13 protein-coding genes are annotated in these 17,255 nt (G+C 67.8%); 7 read left to right on the forward strand and 6 right to left on the reverse strand.

What is annotated here, in order from left to right; genetic code table 11:
- Window positions 1–94: 94 nt before the first annotated feature.
- Complete coding sequence (locus ACVWY6_RS13415; protein ID WP_457540132.1) at window positions 95–1,228, reverse strand: glycoside hydrolase family 3 N-terminal domain-containing protein; 1,134 nt, start codon at window positions 1,226–1,228, stop codon at window positions 95–97.
- A gap of 221 nt (window positions 1,229–1,449) precedes the next feature.
- Between ACVWY6_RS13415 and ACVWY6_RS13420 the strand changes: the two genes are divergently transcribed.
- From ACVWY6_RS13420 to ACVWY6_RS13430, 3 genes are all read left to right on the forward strand, one after another.
- Complete coding sequence (locus ACVWY6_RS13420; protein WP_457538662.1) at window positions 1,450–2,010, forward strand: universal stress protein; 561 nt, start codon at window positions 1,450–1,452, stop codon at window positions 2,008–2,010.
- The gene (locus ACVWY6_RS13425; protein ID WP_023960227.1) at window positions 2,007–2,207 is read left to right on the forward strand and encodes a DUF2613 domain-containing protein; all 201 of its coding nucleotides are present in this window, start codon (window positions 2,007–2,009) and stop codon (window positions 2,205–2,207) included. The genes ACVWY6_RS13420 and ACVWY6_RS13425 overlap by 4 nt, the downstream gene beginning before the upstream one ends.
- Window positions 2,208–2,275: 68 nt before the next feature.
- Window positions 2,276–6,403, forward strand: coding sequence for an alpha-(1->3)-arabinofuranosyltransferase domain-containing protein (locus ACVWY6_RS13430; protein ID WP_457540134.1), 4,128 nt, complete (start codon window positions 2,276–2,278; stop codon window positions 6,401–6,403).
- On the opposite strand, the gene ACVWY6_RS13435 is transcribed toward ACVWY6_RS13430, so the two are convergent.
- Window positions 6,305–7,522: an acyltransferase family protein gene (locus tag ACVWY6_RS13435; protein ID WP_457538665.1), complete on the reverse strand. Its 1,218-nt coding sequence runs from the start codon at window positions 7,520–7,522 to the stop codon at window positions 6,305–6,307. The genes ACVWY6_RS13430 and ACVWY6_RS13435 overlap by 99 nt on opposite strands.
- Window positions 7,523–7,671: 149 nt before the next feature.
- Between ACVWY6_RS13435 and ACVWY6_RS13440 the strand changes: the two genes are divergently transcribed.
- On the forward strand, window positions 7,672–9,207 hold the full coding sequence (locus tag ACVWY6_RS13440) for a DUF3068 domain-containing protein (protein WP_051722040.1): 1,536 nt from the start codon (window positions 7,672–7,674) through the stop codon (window positions 9,205–9,207).
- A gap of 21 nt (window positions 9,208–9,228) precedes the next feature.
- Here ACVWY6_RS13440 and ACVWY6_RS13445 read toward each other — a convergent pair whose 3' ends face one another.
- From ACVWY6_RS13445 to ACVWY6_RS13455, 3 genes are read right to left on the reverse strand one after another with little or no spacing between them, the layout of a single operon-like run.
- On the reverse strand, window positions 9,229–10,209 hold the full coding sequence (locus ACVWY6_RS13445) for an LLM class F420-dependent oxidoreductase (protein WP_457538667.1): 981 nt from the start codon (window positions 10,207–10,209) through the stop codon (window positions 9,229–9,231).
- On the reverse strand, window positions 10,206–11,402 hold the full coding sequence (locus tag ACVWY6_RS13450; RefSeq protein ID WP_457538669.1) for a polysaccharide biosynthesis protein: 1,197 nt from the start codon (window positions 11,400–11,402) through the stop codon (window positions 10,206–10,208). The genes ACVWY6_RS13445 and ACVWY6_RS13450 overlap by 4 nt, the downstream gene beginning before the upstream one ends.
- A gap of 22 nt (window positions 11,403–11,424) precedes the next feature.
- Window positions 11,425–12,438 (reverse strand): DMT family transporter, encoded by a 1,014-nt coding sequence (locus ACVWY6_RS13455; protein WP_457538670.1) that lies wholly within the window; start codon window positions 12,436–12,438, stop codon window positions 11,425–11,427.
- On the opposite strand from ACVWY6_RS13455, the gene ACVWY6_RS13460 reads away from it, so the two are divergent.
- From ACVWY6_RS13460 to ACVWY6_RS13470, 3 genes are read left to right on the forward strand one after another with little or no spacing between them, the layout of a single operon-like run.
- Complete coding sequence (locus ACVWY6_RS13460; protein WP_457538672.1) at window positions 12,437–13,825, forward strand: aminotransferase-like domain-containing protein; 1,389 nt, start codon at window positions 12,437–12,439, stop codon at window positions 13,823–13,825. The genes ACVWY6_RS13455 and ACVWY6_RS13460 overlap by 2 nt on opposite strands.
- 19 nt (window positions 13,826–13,844) lie before the next feature.
- Entirely contained in the window at window positions 13,845–15,566 is a 1,722-nt protein-coding gene (locus tag ACVWY6_RS13465) for a hypothetical protein (RefSeq protein ID WP_457538674.1), read from the forward strand.
- A gap of 3 nt (window positions 15,567–15,569) precedes the next feature.
- Window positions 15,570–16,037, forward strand: a complete 468-nt coding sequence (locus ACVWY6_RS13470) for a nuclear transport factor 2 family protein (protein ID WP_457538676.1) — start codon at window positions 15,570–15,572, stop codon at window positions 16,035–16,037.
- Here ACVWY6_RS13470 and ACVWY6_RS13475 read toward each other — a convergent pair.
- Window positions 16,027–17,220 (reverse strand): glycosyltransferase family 4 protein, encoded by a 1,194-nt coding sequence (locus ACVWY6_RS13475; RefSeq protein WP_457538677.1) that lies wholly within the window; start codon window positions 17,218–17,220, stop codon window positions 16,027–16,029. The genes ACVWY6_RS13470 and ACVWY6_RS13475 overlap by 11 nt on opposite strands.
- Window positions 17,221–17,255 lie beyond the last annotated feature (35 nt).

Genomic DNA, 17,255 nt, shown 5'->3' on the forward strand with positions numbered 1-17,255 from the left:
CCCTTTGAATTCAGACGAATGTCACCTTACCAGCCGGTAAGTTCGCCGCGGCCCGTCAAGTGGCTACGGCGCCTGATCGGCAGTCGAGTTCTGATCAGCAGTCGAGCTCACCCTTGGCACGCAGAACCCGCACCACCGATTCATCGACCTGCTGGGCCGGCAGAGTGCCGGAACCCATCGCCGCAGTCATTGCGTCGAGCACCGCGGGCACCTTGTCGGTCGAGAGCCACAGGGCGATGTCGGCGCCGGCGCTGATCGCCAGGGTGGCCGCCTTCTCGATGCCGTACTTGGCACTGATCGCAGCCATGCCTGACAGATCGTCGGTGAAGATCGGACCGTCGAAGGGCTTGCCGCCATATCCCGTGCCGTCGCGCAGCAGGGACATCGCGGGTTCGCTGATGCTGGCGGGGGTGTCCGGACCGGTCAGGCCCGGCACGATCAGATGCCCGACCATCACCGCCACCCCGGGCTGGATCAACGTCCGGTAAGGAACCAGGTCACTGTCCTGTAGTTCGTCGAGATCCGGGGTCGCCACGGTTCCCGTGTGGGAGTCACCGGACCCGTGCCCGTGCCCGGGGAAGTGCTTGAACACCGGCATGATTCCCGCGTCCTGCAGACCATGCGCGTAGGCGTTGGCGTAACGGGTCACCACCGCGGGGTCGTCGCTGAACGAACGGTCCCCGATCACCTCGTCGTCGGATTCGTCGCTCACATCGGCGACAGGCGCGTAGTCGACGGTGATGCCGAGCTCTTTCATCTGCAGGCCCTGCTCTTTGGCCAGGGCACGCACCTGCTCCACCGTCATCGTCGCGGCCAGTTCGCGCGCCGACGGGCTGTCGATACCGAGGCCGGACAACCGCGAGACGCGGCCACCTTCCTGATCGACCGTCACCATGACCGGCGTCTCGGCCGCCTTCTGTACAGAAGCCACGCCGCCGTCGGACAGCATCCCGAGATCGGTCCAACTGCCGATGAAGACGCCACCGATCTGTTCCCGGCGCACGATGTCCACCGCATCCTGGGTGCCGGTCACCCCGACGACCAGCAGCTGGGCCAGCTTGCGCCGGGGCGACATCTCGGCCAGTTCGCGTGCGCCACAGGCTGCCGGCACCACCTGCGGCGCGGCGGACGTCGACGACGACGGTGCCACCGACGACGAGGACGGGGCGTACGCCGTCGTAGAACTGAGGCCGCTGCCGCCGTCGCTGCCACTGCATGCGGCGAGCATCGCCACGCTGACCGCGAGTACCGCGAGAGTGCGGCCGGGGCGATGCCGTCCGCCGCGCGTCGACGCAGGTCGACCGGCTCTTTCAAGCCTTGCGCGAGGACGGGTCGGGCTGGGCCGGGGGCGAGCGAACATGGCACGAGTGTTGCATGCCGCCCTGGTGTGACGTGGGTTACATTGAGCGGTATTCTGAGGCTTACAAGCCCGTACGGGAGGAAAACGCCATGTCCAGTCAGTCCGGTACCGGCAAGCAAGACACGATCATGATCGCTTACGACGGAACCGACAATGCCGACCGTGCGATCGACTACGCCGGCCGCTTCCTCGCCGCCCACCGAGCGTTTGTCGTCACCGCATGGGAATCGGGTGTGCACCAGAGCGCACGCCTGTCCGCACTCTCCGGAGGTATGCAACCCGTGCTGCACTCGGTGGTCGACCAGGACATCGACGACGCCCTCCACGAGGATGCCCGCACCCGCAACGCCCGGGGAGTCGAACGCGCGATCGCCGCCGGTCATCGCGCCGAAGGACGACTCGCCGAGGTCGATTCCACCGTCTGGGGTGCGCTGGTGGACGCCGCGGACACCCTCGACGTCGACATCCTGGTGACAGGCACCCGCGGGTCGTCCGGCCTGCGTGCACTGCTCCACAGCAGCGTTTCCGAGCACGTCCTCAAGCACTGCCATCGACCGGTGCTGGTGGTGCCGGCGGGGTGCGCCAAGCGCCGCGTGGATACCCGCGCCGACCTGCGCGCCAGAGCACGGGTGGTAACTTCGCTGCCATGATGAACAACCGCCTGATCGCCGGCGCCGTTGCTGGACTCCTGGGCGTGGTCGTGGCCATCGCGGCGGTATTTCTGGGTGGAGTACTGACGTCCGAGGACAAGCCCGCCACCGACGTCAACAGCTTCAACGCCGACAGCGGATTCGTGAAGGGCTCGGTGGACTACGGCACCAGGGACAACGCCGGAGTCACAAACTGACCAAACGGGGACTGCTTTTTGCAGCTCTGTGGGCGCTGCTGGCGTCATTCGTTCAATCTCCCGGCCTGATCGCTGCCGACACCAAGCTCGATCTGACCGGCGACCCCCTCGCCTTCCTCGGACGCGCGGCCCACCTGTGGTCGTCGATCGCCCCGCTCGGCCAGGTGCAGAACCAGGCCTACGGGTACTTCTTCCCACACGGTGCATTCTTCGCGCTGGGCGATCTCCTCGCGATACCGCCCTGGGTGATCCAGCGCCTGTGGTGGGCATTGCTTTTGTGGGTCGGTTTCGTGGGCTTCATGCGTCTCGCCGACGCCCTCGGGGTGGGATCGCGGTGGTCGCGCATCTGTGCTGCCCTGGTGTTCGTCCTGAGCCCACGGGTGATGACCACCATCGGATCCATCTCGTCGGAGACACTGCCGGTGATGTTGGCGCCCTGGGTGCTCGCGCCTGTGGTGATCGCATTGAATCGCGCACAGCCGACGAACTCCTTGCGGCGCCTCGCCTTTCAATCGGCATGCGCACTGGCATTGATGGGTGCGGTGAACGCTGTCGCCACGCTGGCCGCGGCATCCGTCGCCGTGTTGTGGTGGCTGCTGCACGCACCCCTGCGTGGTCCGGCTGCCCGTTGGCTCCGGTTCGGCGGCTGGTGGCTGCTGGGTTCCGTCCTGGCCTGTCTGTGGTGGCTGGTGCCACTACTGATCCTGTCGCGCGTCAGCCCCCCGTTCCTCGACTTCATCGAATCATCAAGGGTGACAACCGAATGGGTGTCGCTCACCGAAGTCCTCCGGGGCACCAGCGCCTGGACACCATTTGTCTCGCCGGAGCGGGTCGCGGGCGCCGGCCTGGCGACGCAGCCGTACGCAGTCCTCGCCACCGGTCTGCTCGCCGCCGCCGGATTGGCCGGGCTCGCGATGCGGTCGATGCCGGGTCGCGGCCGGTTGATCACCATCGCATTCGTCGGCCTGCTCGCCATCTGCCTCGGCTATCCCGGACAGCTCGGTTCACCGATCTCCGAGTCGGTGAGGGTGTTCCTCGACGGTGCCGGCGCGCCACTGCGCAACGTGCACAAATGGGACCCGCTGATCCGTATCCCGCTGGCCCTGGGTATCGCCCATCTGCTGGCCCGGGTGCCGACGCCGGACATCGTCGGCTGGCGCGAGACCGGTCGGGTGTTCGCCCACCCGGAACGGTCGCGACCGGTGGCGGCCGCAGTGGTCGTGGTGGTTGCCTTGCTGGCCGCGGGATCGATGGTGTGGACCGCCGGGCTGGCGGCGCCCGCGAGCTATCGCGCGATCCCGTCGTACTGGAAAGATGCGGCGACGTGGCTCGATGACCACGGCGCCGATGAGGATCGGCGCGCGCTGGTGGTCCCGGGGTCGCCGTTTGCGAATCAGACCTGGGGCCTTACCCGTGACGAGCCTCTGCAGGTACTCACCGAACAACCGTGGGCTGTGCGTGATGCCATCCCACTCACCCCTCCCGGCGCCATCCGCGCCCTGGACTCGGTGCAGCGGGCCATCGCGGACGGCAGGCCGTCGCCCGGGCTGGCCGCGACCCTTGCCGGGCAGGGCATCGCCTACGTGGTGGTGCGGGCCGACCTCGATCCGTCCACCTCCCGTTCGGCACGGCCGCTGCTCGCACAACACGCTGTCGCGGCATCGCCGGGAATGGTGCCGGTCGCGCGGTTCGGGCCGGACGTCGGACCGAACACCATCGAGGATGTGGTCGCAGACGACGGTCTGCGTCCGAAAATGCCTGCGGTACAGATCTTTGCGGTCGAATCGACCGTGTCTTTCCCAGGGACCCGGCCCGCCACGGTTCCACTGTCGTCGATGCCTCGGGTGGCCGGCGGTCCCGAAGCCCTTGCAACACTGCAGGACAACGCCGCGCTCGCCGGGCAACAGCCTCTCGGTCCGGCCCTGCTCGAATCCGATGCCCGCCGAGCGGGTCTCGCCGAAGCACCCGTGGTGGTCACCGACACCCCCACCGATCGCGAAGTCGACTTCGGGCGCGTGGACAACCACAGCTCGGCCATCCGGACCCCACAGGACCGGCGCCTGACCCAGAACGCCGTCCCCGATTACCCTGTGACCGGCCAGCCCTTGGTGCACGGCGAGTGGCTACTCGACGGGCAGCCTGGCGAACTGAACGTCAGCGCGTCCGGATCAGCTTCGGATGCAACGCAACTGGGACAGAGCGCTCCGGGCAGCTCTCCTGCCGCGGCATTCGACGGCGACACCAACACCGCCTGGGTCAGCCGTGGTCTCGACTCAGCGGTGGGGCAGTATCTGCAGCTCGACTTCACCCGCCCCCGCGAGCGCCTGGCCCTCGACATCACCGTCGGCAAGGCCCTCGGCCCCGAGGTGGACACCCTGCTCATCACCACCGAAGCCGGCAGTACGGTCGCCACCGGGGTCAAGGCCGGCACCCCCGCCACGGTGGTGCCGCCGAGCGGACCTACCCGGTGGGTTCAGATCCGGGCCATCGCGACCCAGGACAACACCGGCGGCAATCAGTTCGCGATCTCCGAGGTGACCCTGCGCGACGCGGCTGCTGCCCGCGATCTCCCCATCCGGCACCGGGTGGTGTTGCCGCAGTTGGTCGCCGGCCAACAGGTCTCGGGCTGGGTCCTCGGACCCGAGCTACCCGCTCGCGCGGCCTGCGTTCCCGGACCCGGCGCCACCCGCTGCTCGGCGGGGCTGGGCCTGGCGGCCGAGGAGCCAGGCGTGTTCGGTCGGGTGCTCTCGGTACCGACCACGACGTCGGTGGACACCTCGGTCACGGTCACCGCCAATCCGTCGGACGCTCTCAACGCCTTGCTGTCCGGGCTCGGCTCGATCGGCGCCTCCGCGGAGTCGGCCGTGACCGATCCGCGCGGCAGCGCAACGGCCGCGGTCGACGGCGACCCGACGACCACCTGGATCGCCGGGGACAGCGGCCCGACGGCCGAGCGACCCACTCTGCGACTCACCCTCCCGACCCCACGCGAGGTCGATGGATTACGGATCACTGTGCCACCGGGTCAGTTCCCGGCACGCCCGCAGCGTCTGGCCATCGACCTGGGCAACGGCAGGCAGGTCCGCGACATCCCCGCCGACGGCACCATCGAACTCGATCCCCATGTCACCTCCACGATCACGATCACCGTGCTGGAGAAGGACGAGGTGCTCGACGTGAACAGCCTCGGATTCGCCGAGGTGTCGCCCACCGGCATCTCGGAGATCGGTGTCCTCGGGGATCCGCAGCCGGTGGCCGACCCGAACCGACGAATCGACGTGAGCTGCGATCAGGGTCCGGGACTCACGATCGCCGGTGTGGCGCAGCGCTTCTCGCTGTCGGCCACGGTTCAGCAGCTGCGTTCCGGCGAACCCTTCCGGGCGACTGTGTGCGGCTCCGACCGGATCACGCTGCCCGCGGGTGAGCAGGAACTGATGGTCAACCCCGGCGACGCGTTCAGCGTCGCAGGGGTGAGCCTCACCGCCGGTTCCACACCGCGTGCGGTCCCGACACCGGTTTCCGTCCAGGAATGGGAGGCGATCGATCGCAGCGTCACCGTCGGTTCATCCGCCGAGGAACGGGTGCTCATCGTGCCCGAGAGCGAGAACGTCGGCCGGCAGGCACATGCGGACGGACGCGAGCTGACGCCCATCGTGGTGGGCGGTTGGCAGCAGGGCTGGATCATCCCCGCCGGGTACGCCGGCACGATCGACCTCACCTTTCCTCTCGACCGTCCGTACCGGTGGTCGATCGGTGTCGGGCTCGCCCTGGTGGTGCTGTTGTTCGCGATGACGCTCTGGCCCCAGAGAACCACAACACCTGTCTCGCTGCCGGTTTCACGCCCCTTGCGGGCAACTCTGGCGGGCCCGTTGTTCTTGGGCGTCGCCATGTTCCTGCTGACCGGGCCGATCGGGTTCGCGATCGCCGCCGCGGTCGCGGCCGCCCAGACCGCGGTGCTCATCACCCACCCGCGGCTGCGCCTACGGCGGAGTGCACCCGCGTGGGTGGCCGCGCTGATGATGGCCGCGACGTTCGGCCTCGCCGCAGGACCTTGGCGGTCGTCGCTGGGGTACAACGGCTGGGACTGGTGGGTTCAGTTACCGGCTGTGCTGGCCTTGGTGGTCCTGGCGTGGAACGCCATCGCCGTGCCGCGGTGGCTGATCCGGCTCCGGGTTCGCCGCCGCCGTCCTACCTGATCTGGCTTCCCACCGACGCAGCCACCGCCGCGCGGGATCTTCGACCCACGCGTAGCCGGCGGCCGAGATGCCGATCGTGAGGAGGACGGTCAGGGCCCACACGGCAGGCATCGATCCGGCGAACGGGAGGACACCCGCCAGAGGGAACACCGCCGACAGCACCACCAGATGCCAGATGAAGATCGAGTAGGACCACCGGCCGAGGGCCTGCATCGGCCCGGAATCGAGGATGCGGTGCGGCCGCGGCTCACCGAGCACCAACGGGCCGAGCAGCGCGAACCCCAGCACCGCGCCGAGGACGATCTTGACGGCGAACTGCCACGGGGCCAGTGGGGCCAGGCCGGTGGGCCCGGCGAGCTCGGTGCACGAGAGTGCGAAGGCCCCGGCCGCGACCACGGCCATGACGATCGGGCGCGACCCGACCCGGCTCAACACCCCGCCTGCGGGTACGACAACCAGTTCGGCGAGCACCAGTCCGGCGATGAACCATGGCATGTGACCCGGGAGCCAGTTCTTGGCCTCGACGCCCTGTGCGAGCGGGAGCTGTTCGGCCACCCACGCCCAGGCCAGACAGACCACCGCGACCGACAGCAGGACGGGGACCCGCCACCGTGCCCGGGGACCGCGCAACCACACCAGGAACCACGCGAACAACGGCAGCAGCAGATAGAAACTGACCTCGACCGACAGACTCCACATCTGCGTCAATCCGGCCGTCAGCGTCAGCGGGACGTACACCTGGGTGAGGGTGAGATTGGCCAGCCACACCGTCGCGCTTGCGGGGCGCGCGTCCGGGAGCAGGCTGAGCACCACCACCACGACCACCACGTATGCGGGCCAGATCCGGAGAACCCGGTGACGCAGGTACCGCGCCAGGCCGGGCACCCTGGCGGTCGGATCATGGGCTGCCGCGGCATGCGGCCGCCACAGCAGGAAGCCGGAGAGCGCGAAGAACAGGGCCACCGCCATGTCGAAGCGACCCCAGACCGCGCCGAGCACGTCGTCGCCCACCGAACCCGTCTGGAAGGCGACGTGGGTGGTCAGCACACCGATGGCCGCCAGCGCCCGCATTCCCTCGAGCGCGGGGACGAAGCCCTTGGCCTGCTGATCCGGACGCATGATCAGCCAATGTACCGGTGGCCGATCGTGTTGCGCCCTGTCCTGACGTGCCCGTTCCAGCCGACCTCGGCTGTTAGTCTCGCAAGAAACCACCAGCTGCACCGATCGAAGACCTGAAGGAGAACCGACGTATGGCTACAGGGCCTCGGATGTCTGCCAGAGACCTTGCCGGACCGGTCGCGATCTTCCTGGGGGCTCTGCTGCTGGTGGCCGCCATCGCGCTACCCCTCTATTACGTGGGTACGTTGAAGAAGACGCCGATGGACCTCGACATCACCAGCGTGTCGGACAGTCAAGCGCAGCAGGGTGTCTCGGGCAGCGATGCGCTGCCCGCGAAGATCTTCAACCGATGCTCGCTGGAAGGCCCGCGCGCCGAGGTCTCCGACGCACACCTGACCGATCAGCAACGCGTGCTCGTGGTGGACCCGGCCGATGCCGACAAGGTCACCTTCCAGGCAGGCAATTCCGTCCGCATCGACTCGTACACCGATGGCGACGAGACCGTCACCCCGCCCGCCGACGGAGCCGACTCCGGTTGCATGAGCTCGCTACTCACCGCCACCCGTGACCGCATCACCACCAACCGCGAGACCGCCGAGCCGCAGATCAGCGGTGGCGGACAGAGCGAGGTGCAGGTCGACGCCGGCGAGAACAGCGTCAGCCTCCCCGACCGCAAGGGCCTGCAGTACCGGTTCCCGTTCGGCGTCGAGAAGAACGACAGTTACCTCTACTTCGATCTGCCGACTCGCACCACCAACCCGTTGACCTTTGTCGACGAGCAGGAAATCCAGGGCGTGAAGACCTATCACTTCACCCAAGAGGTCCCCGAGATGGATCTGAGCACCCTGACCGATGCCAACGACCAGCAGCTCGCCGGAACCTCGATCGACCAACCTGCCGGCTGGTACGGCGGATTCCCGGGATCCCGGAACAACGACCGGCTGCCTGCCTCGCTGATCCAGAAGACCACTCGCGACCTGTACGTCGATCCGGTCAGCGGAACGATCATCAACGAGCGTGAGCACGTCCAGCAGTACTTCAAGCTCAACGTCAGCGAGGACTCCCCGCAGGAGATGCTCGACTACAAACTGACCGCACTGGACGTCGTCTTCTCGTACAACCAGAGCACCCAGGAGCAGTTGGCCAGTGACGCCAAGAGTCTCGACGATCCGATCAAGCTCTGGGGTCGCTGGATCCCGATCGTGATCGGAATCCTCGGCGTCCTGCTGCTGGCTGCGGGCGTGTGGTTGCTCCTGCGCGGTGGACCGAAAACCCCTGCGCCGGCCGCGGATTCGCCGTACGACCCGAACGAGCAGCAGCGCACCGATCTGATCGGACAGTACCGGGGCGACGACCGCGGCAACGTCTATCCCGCCGCCGGTGCACCGATGGGTTCGCACGAGCAACAGCCCTACGATCCCGATCAGACCCGCCAGATCCCCGCTGTGCGCGACGACCGCGGGGACGGTTTCGCCGAGGTCGGCGACCACTATCCGTACATGGATCAGCAACGGATCGGTAATGACGGTTCGGCGCAACAACCGCCATCGGGCGACCCGGGCTGGGTCACGCCGCAGCAATCCGACGTGCCCCAGACCGGTGCGCCTCAGTCCGATGCGCCCCAGTCACAGGATGACTCGCTGCGCCGCAATCGCGACGAGCCCTGGCGCCGGCCCGGTGAATAGTCCGGCGGGCCGGCCTACCGCCTAGGCGAACAACGGGGACAACGCTTTTCCGGCCAGTTCCACCATCCCGGGGACGTGACCGTTGGTGACCATGTTGATGGTGACGCCGTCCACTCCGGCATCGATCACGCGTTCCTTGATCTGTGCCGCGACCTCGTCGGGCGCACCAACAAAGAACCTGCTGTTCGCCTGCGCCCATTCCTCATCCGTCGCGGTGGCGCGGTCGATTCCCCTGGCCTTCAGCAGATCTGCCGCCTGAGCGCGGGCCTTGTCGCCATCGGGGTCGAGGATGACAAACGCCAGGTAACTGGTCTGGATCGTCGACCGGTCGCGGCCGGCTTCCTCGCATCGCTTCGCGAGTGCCTCGAGCTTGCGAGGCAACTCGTCGACCCCCGCGATGATGTTGAGGTGCTGCGCGTACCGGGCAGCGAGGCCGAACGTCTTCTTCTCGCCGCCTCCGCCGAGCATGATCGGAATGTCGGTGCGCAACAGCGGTGAGGTGCGGGTGCCGTGCGCCTGGTACCACTTGCCATCCAGCTCGGGTTTGCCTCCGCGCAGCATCGGTTCGATGATCTGCAACGCTTCCTCGAGTCGTTCGAAGCGTTCGGTGAATGTGCCGAACTCGTAACCCATCTCGCGGTGTTCGAGTTCGAACCATCCGGCACCGAGTCCGAGGATCGCCCGGCCCCCGCTGACCACGTCGAGCGTGGTGATGGTCTTCGCCAGCATCGCGGGATTGCGGTAGGTGTTGCCGGTGACCAGCGTCGACAGGTTGATCGTCGAGGTGGCCGTGGCGAGGGCACCCAGTGTGGTGTAGGCCTCGAGCATCGGCTCGTCAGGGGCTCCGATGCCAGGCAGTTGATAGAAGTGATCCATCACCAAAACGGTGTCGAAACCGGATCTTTCGGCTTCTTGCGCTTGCGCGATGACCGTGGGGAACAGCTCTGCGGTGGTGCCGGGGTAGGAGAAATTGGGGATCTGATAGCCGAGGCGGATGCTCATGCATCCACAGTACGACCGCGGTCTTGCGTCCGGGTGACGCTCAGCGCAACCAGCGTCGACACCGTTCCGACCACCGCGCAGCTCGCAGCGATCACCGCGAGCGTGACGATGCTGTGTGCAACGGTGACCACCAGCACCACCTCGACGGCGAGCACCGTCCAGCTCAGCAGGCCGATCCAGGTACGGTCGCGCGCGATGGCCGCCAGAAGGCCCACTTGCAGCACCGACAGCGCGCTCCCGGTGAGAGCGAACAACCAGAGGATCGGGGCGACCGGCCGGTAGTCCTCCCCGGCGATCACCGGAACCAGTGGCCCACAGATCGCCGCACCGACCACCACGGTCGCGGCGATGGCGGTGAGCCACCCGACCGCGGTACGCAGGGCGCCGGCCGTCTTCGCGACGTCTGCGAGTTGTGGGTACAGCACCACGCCGATCGCCTGCGGCAACCAGAACGCCGCCTTGGTGGCGATCGTCCCGAGCGCGTACACCCCAGCGTCGTATTCGCCGAGGATCGGCCGGGCGGCCAGCAGATCAACCGACGACAATGCGATCAGCACAAGCTGCACCTGCGAGGCGTGCAACACGAGCCGCAGCGCCAAACCCTCGGATATCGCGCTGTCGGCGGGCTTGTCCGCCAACACGATCAGCCAGATGACAGAAGCGGCGATGGCTGCGCCGACTGCGGTTGCGGTGAGGGCACCGGCCGCGCCCGCGCCGACCGCCAACGCGACCACGCCGGGAACGGTGCGGGCCATACCCACACCCGCCAGCACCCACGACAGCACCGAAAACCGTTGTCCGCCCTGCAATATGCCCTGACCGGCAGCGATCAGAACCAGCAGGGGCGCGGTGGAGAAAGCTGCGATCGTGGCCGCCAGGCCGGTATCGGCCACCGCCATCACCACCGGTACTGCGAAGGCCGCGGCCACCAGCACCGCAGCGGTGGTCCGCAGGGTGATCGAGATCAGGTCGGCGACGGCACGCCCTCGCACGACCTCCCGGGCGATCACGACCTGCAGAGCCAGCGCCGGGACACCCAGCACCAGCATCGCCTGGAGCAGCACTGCGAACTCGCCGTACTCCGCGGGCGACAACCATCGGGTGGCCGGCAGGTGGATGAGGTAGGCGCAGATGTTGGCGACCATCGTGCCGGCGGCCACGCCACCCACTCCCGCCATCGCACCCATCGCCATGGGTTCAGTCTCGCAGGAGCGATCAGCGGCGCAGGGAGACAGGCTCGTTCGCATCAGATGCGGCGGGCGCCGGCGCTGGTGGGACTGCGAGTGCGGCTTCGCGGAACCGCGCACGCTGCGCGATCCACACGAGCAGGCCCAGCACCACACCGACCGGGTAGATCCACCGGTCGAGGTGTTCGCCCAGCAGCAGCGCCGACCACGCGATGGTGAGCAGCGGCTGCACCTGCTGGATCTGGCCCACGCGGGCGATACCACCGCGGGCCAGCCCTCCGTACCAGGCGAAGAACCCGAGGAATTGGGAGATGACGGTGATGTAGACCATCCCGATCACCACCGGGCCGGTCAGCGAGAACGAGCCCGTCGCGGCGGTGAGCGCGCACAACGGAACCGATATCGGCAGCAGCAGCACTAGCGACCACGAGATGCTCTGCGCTCCGCCGATCCGTTTTGCCTGGGTTCCGCCGACCGCGTATCCGAACCCGGCACTGACCGTCCCGAGCACCATCCACAGGTGACCCCAGCTCAGCGCGAACCCGGACAGCGCGTCAGGACTCGTCGAGACCAGGAACGCACAGAGGACAAGCACGCCGGCGCCGGTCGCGCCCCAGAAAAGCCACGGCAGTCGTTCTCCGCCCAGCAACGCCGCGAATGTGGCGGTCATGGCCGGCAGCAGTCCCAGGATCACCGCACCGGTCGCCGAGTCGATCCTCTCCAGCGCCAGCGAGGAGAACAGCGGAAAACCGACAACCACACCCAGACCGGAACACAACAATGCGGCGAGGTCGTGCAGGGCCGGACGCTGCGCCCCGACGATCCGCAGATACGCCAGCGCGAGCAGCCCGGCCAGCGCCGCCCGCCAGACCGTGACCCCCACCGCATCGATTCCGGCGACGGCGAGTTTGTTGGCCGGCAGCGAGAAACTGAAGGCCAGGACACCGAGACAACCCAGCAGCACGCCGGCGTGAGCGGACGACTTTCGACGTCCGTTATCTGCTATCGCCGAAAACCGCGAACTGTTATCGTTGATCTTCATGTACAACGATAGCGGAGTATCGGTCCTGACCGAAAGTCTGCGTGCCCTGATCACCCAGAGCACGCCGGGTACCCGGCTCCCGTCGGTACGGACGCTGCAGGAGCAGCACCGCGTCTCGCCCAACTCTGTGCAGCGGGTTCTGCGCGATCTCGCCACCGAAGGTCTCGTCGACGTCAGACCGGGTGCCGGATCCTTTGTCGCAGCCGCGGCGCCACCGCGCTCGCCTGCCGACACCTCGTGGCAGGAATCGGTACTGGGCGCCCGGATGCCGCCCGAGCTCTCCCGCACGCTCGACCTGTGGCGTGTCCCCGGGTCCGAGGTCGTCCGGCTCAAAGGCGGGTACCTCGACGACGAACTGCTGCCTCACGCCGCACTCGACGCCGCCATGACCCGGGCGATCAAACGGTCCCGGAGCTGGGGCCGCTACCCCATCGAGGGCAGTCCGGAACTGCGCCGCTGGTTCGCATCCGAGATCGACGGCATCCACGCGTCGGAGGTGATCGTGACCGCCGGCGGACAGACCGCGCTGTCGGTGGCGGTCCGCGCGCTGATCCGGCCAGGAGAATCCGTGATCGTCGAGAGCCCCACGTACACGGGGCTCATCGCGATCGTGCGCAGTCATGGCGCCGAGGTCATTCCCGTGCCAATGGACTCCGAAGGAATCCGCACCGACCTGCTGGCCGACGCGATCAGCCGCACCGGCAGCCGCCTGCTCGTGGTGCAGCCGGCGTTCGCCAATCCGAGCGGGGTGACACTGGCCGCACATCGCCGCAAGCAGATCATCGAACTGGCCGAACAGCATTCGCTGTTCGTGATCGAGGACGATTACGCGCGGTACCTCGGCATCGACGGTGACCCGCCCCCACCGTTGACGGCACAGGATCCCAATGGCCATGTGGTGCACATCCGTTCGCTCACCAAGCCTGTCGGGCCCGGGATGCGGGTCGCCGCCCTGTGCGCTCGGGGACCCGCATTGGCGCGGCTGCGGGCAGCCAAGATGCTCGACGACTTCTACGTGGCCGGCCCGGTCCAGGAGGCCGCCGTCGAGTTCCTCAACTCTCCCGCGTGGCCCCGGCACAACCGGCAGGTGCGCCGGGCACTCGGAGAGCGCAGGGATGCCCTTCTGGGACACCTGGGCCGGCTGATCCCGGAGATCGAGGTCGCCGCGGTGCCCCGTGGCGGCATGCATCTGTGGGTGCGACTCCCAGACGGGCTCGACGATCGGGACGTGGCGGCAGCCGCTCACGCCGAGGGCGTCATGGTCGGCGAGGGAACGCCGTGGTTTCCCGCCGAATCCGACCACTCTCACCTGCGCCTGACGTTCGGGGAGACGCCGGTGCCAGTCATCGGCGAGGCCGTCTCCCGACTGGCGAAGGTGTTCCGTTAGCGCTTGTTAGGGTCCATGCATGACCCGCAGGCATTGGCTCAGCCTGTGGCTGACCAGCATCGCCCTGTCGATGGCGATCCTCGGGCCCGTCTTCGGTCCGGGATACCTGCTGATCCGCGACATGGTCAGCACTCCCCGCTCCTTTGTCACCGACTCGGCGCTCGGCTTGTCCGATTCTGCGCCGCGGGCCGTGCCGCAGGACTGGCTGATCGCCGTCGCCTCCGGCGTGATCGACGGTGGAATCGTGGTCAAGGCACTGACTTTCGCGGCCATCGTGCTGGCCGGCGTCGGGTACGGACGATTGGCTCGGCGCGTCCTGCCCGCGGCGGGGACACCCGGCATGCTGGCGGCCACGGTCATCGCCGTCTGGAATCCCTATGTGGCCGAACGCCTTCTACAGGGCCAGTGGAGTCTGCTCGTCGGCTACGCAGCGCTCGGATGGATTCTGGTCGCCGCGGTCGACGTCCGCCGCGGTTGCGGCTGGGCTCGCTGGTCGGTGCTGACGGGCTGGCTCGCCGTCGCCGGGATCACGCCGACCGGTTCACTACTCGCCGGACTTGTGCTGCTCGCCGGTCTGGTCATCCCGGCGCTTGCCCGGCGCGAATGGCGAATGGCGCTGACCGCGCCCGTGCTCTGGGCGGCGTCGTCCCTCCCGTGGCTGACCGCATCGTTCCTGGGTGCGGGCACCGGTACGGCTGATCCCGGATCCGTCGCGCTGTTCGCAGCCCGCGCGGAGCCGTGGCTCGGAACGGTCGGTTCGCTGTTGGGCCTCGGTGGCGTGTGGAACGCCGACGCCGTACCCGAGAGCCGGACCTCGCCGTGGGCACTGGTGGCCACCGCCGCCTTGCTGCTGGTTGTCCTCGTCGGGCTCCCGGGCCTGTGGCACCGCCGACGCAACCCGGTGATCAGGGCAGCAGGCGGCCTTGCGATCGGTTCGGTTGTCCTGGTCGCCCTCGCGGCCACGCCGTTCGGCATGGCGATCCTGGAATGGCTGGTCGATACGATGCCCGGTGCCGGTCTGCTGCGCGACACCCAGAAATGGATCGCCCTCGCGGTTCCGGCATACGCGCTGGCTGCCGCGTCAGCTGTCCAATCGGCCGGCCGACACGTGCCGAAAGGGTTTGCCGCCGTCGTCGCCTCCGCGCTGATTGTCGCCCCACTGCCCGACCTTGCGTGGGGTGTGGGCAACTCGCTCACCCCGATCCACTACCCGGGCGACTGGCAGGTCGTTGCCGACACCATCACGTCCGGACACGGCGATGTGCTCGTGCTCCCGGTGGGGACCAACCGCCAGTACGCCTTCGCCGATTCGGTGTCCCTGGATCCGGCCCCGAGACTCGTGCGCGCCGACGTCCTGCAATCGGGTGAGCTGATCGTCGACGGCCGCAGTGTCGATCGACCGGATTCACGGGCCACCCGCGCCGAGGAAGCACTCCTCGCCGGATCGTCCCCGCAGGCGCTCGCAGCACTGGGAGTCGGATGGGTTCTCGTCGAGGGCGATTCGGCCATCAACGCGGCGCCGCGCACCCTGGCCCAGCTCGACCTCGCGTTCGACGGTGCCGACCTGCGCGTCTATCGGGTGGACATCGATCGTTTGCACAGTGCAATCGGCGAGCCCTCATCAGTCGAGCGGGGTGCGCTGTGGGTTGCCCATCTGGTGTGGATTGTGCTGATCGCCAATGGATTACTCGCAGCTGTGCTGAAATGGCCCCACCGAACGGCGCACCGAAAGAGGCTCTAGGCAGTGGACGAGCTCGAAACCTTCACACAGATCGAAGCGATCAAACAGGTCAAATACCGGTATCTCCGTGCCTTGGACACCAAGGCGTGGGAAGAGTTCGAGACCACCCTGGCCGAAGACGTCACCGGCGACTACGGCGACAGCCTGTCGTTCACCACCCGAGCCGAGCTCGTCGACTTCATGAAGTCGTCGCTGGGGGCAGCGGTGCTGACCGAGCATCGAGTCGACCACCCGGAGATCACCGTCGACGGCGACGAGGCCACGGGCCGGTGGTACCTGCAGGACCGGGTCATCGTCGCGGACTTCAACTTCATGCTCTTCGGGGCGGCGTTCTACAACGACCGCTACATCCGGACGGCAGACGGATGGAAGATCAGCGCGACCGGCTACGACCGTACCTACGAGGCCACGGTGTCACTCGAGGACATGCCGAGCTTCAAGGTGAAGCCCGGTGCGGCACTCAATCTCTGACGAGGCCCGATACACGTCGCCCTGAGACCGTTTCGGCCAGAACATATTTCACCCGGGCGGCTGCCGCCGACCATGAGTAGTCCCCGGCTCGCTCTCGCGCCTTGTCGCCGAGTTCACGGCATCGCGCCGGCTCATCGAGCAATTCCGCTGTGGCCGAAACCAATTCGTCGAGGTCGTCTACGAGCAGTCCGGTCACGCCGTCGACCACGGAGTCGGTGAGGCCCCGAGAAGATCGATACCCGATGGTCGGTACGCCGTGCCCGGCGGCCTCGACGACGGCAAGTCCCCACCCCTCGGTCTGCGACGGCATCAGATGCAGCGCCGACCCGGCGAGGATGCGGTGCTTGTCGGATTCGCTGACATGCCCATGAAAACTCACGCGCCGGTCGACACCGAGTTCGGTCGCGCGCTCACGAAGACGGGTCGACCACCAGCCGTCGCCCACCACGTCCAACGTCACGTCCGGATGGGTGGATGCAAGCCGGGCCATCACCTCGAGCGCGTGTTCGATCTGCTTGTGCGGCACCAGACGAGAGAGCACCACCAGCCGGCGCGGATCCGGTTCGACATTGACGTGAGGTGACGGGTCGGTGCCTGCGCGCACCACCGACACCCGGCCGGCGTCCACACCGAGTGAGACGAGATCTTCGGCCGACGGCAACGACACGGTCAGGTACTGCGAATCCCGATGCACCCAGGGTGAAAGGCGGGATTCGATGAACCATCCGATCCGGCCCATCGCGGCGCCGGCGACCGGCCATTGGCGGCGATGGCAGTGATGCACCAAAACCACCACCGGCGCGCGCATCACCCAGCGGGCGAAGAAGGGGATGCCGTTCTGGGTGTCGATCACCACGTCGGGATCGAGCCCGGCCATCGGTCCACGACCGAGCCGGCCGGCGACGATCGCCGCGAGCGCCCGCGGGTACACGCTGAGTCGGCCACCGCCGCGCGAGACCCGGATGCCGTCACGGATCTCCGTGCGCGCCGCACCCGGGTAGCCGGCCGTCCGCAGGGTCACGCGCACGCCGTCGCGGACGAGTTCGGCCCCGATGCGCTCGAGGTACCGTTCGCTGCCGCCACCCTGCGGGTGGTCGGAGTCGCGCCAGCACAGCAACAGCACCTCGCGGACGGGCGCGGTGGGCTCACCTTTGGCGACGTTGTCAGGTTGTTCGTTTTTCACTGTTGGCCAGGGTAGCGGCCGGATCACCACCGACG

It is taken from the genome of Williamsia sp. R60, assembly GCF_054063855.1.

Bases quoted from the DNA above. Each gene is read 5' to 3' on its own strand.
- ACVWY6_RS13440 (WP_051722040.1), top strand. From the start codon at position 7,672: ATGTCTGCCAGAGACCTTGCCGGACCGGTCGCGATCTTCCTGGGGGCT.
- ACVWY6_RS13415 (WP_457540132.1), bottom strand. From the start codon at position 1,228: ATGCTCGCCGCATGCAGTGGCAGCGACGGCGGCAGCGGCCTCAGTTCT.
- ACVWY6_RS13425 (WP_023960227.1), top strand. From the start codon at position 2,007: ATGATGAACAACCGCCTGATCGCCGGCGCCGTTGCTGGACTCCTGGGC.
- ACVWY6_RS13420 (WP_457538662.1), top strand. From the start codon at position 1,450: ATGTCCAGTCAGTCCGGTACCGGCAAGCAAGACACGATCATGATCGCT.
- ACVWY6_RS13455 (WP_457538670.1), bottom strand. From the start codon at position 12,438: ATGAAGATCAACGATAACAGTTCGCGGTTTTCGGCGATAGCAGATAAC.
- ACVWY6_RS13445 (WP_457538667.1), bottom strand. From the start codon at position 10,209: ATGAGCATCCGCCTCGGCTATCAGATCCCCAATTTCTCCTACCCCGGC.
- ACVWY6_RS13450 (WP_457538669.1), bottom strand. From the start codon at position 11,402: ATGGCGATGGGTGCGATGGCGGGAGTGGGTGGCGTGGCCGCCGGCACG.
- ACVWY6_RS13465 (WP_457538674.1), top strand. From the start codon at position 13,845: ATGACCCGCAGGCATTGGCTCAGCCTGTGGCTGACCAGCATCGCCCTG.
- ACVWY6_RS13435 (WP_457538665.1), bottom strand. From the start codon at position 7,522: ATGCGTCCGGATCAGCAGGCCAAGGGCTTCGTCCCCGCGCTCGAGGGA.
- ACVWY6_RS13460 (WP_457538672.1), top strand. From the start codon at position 12,437: ATGTACAACGATAGCGGAGTATCGGTCCTGACCGAAAGTCTGCGTGCC.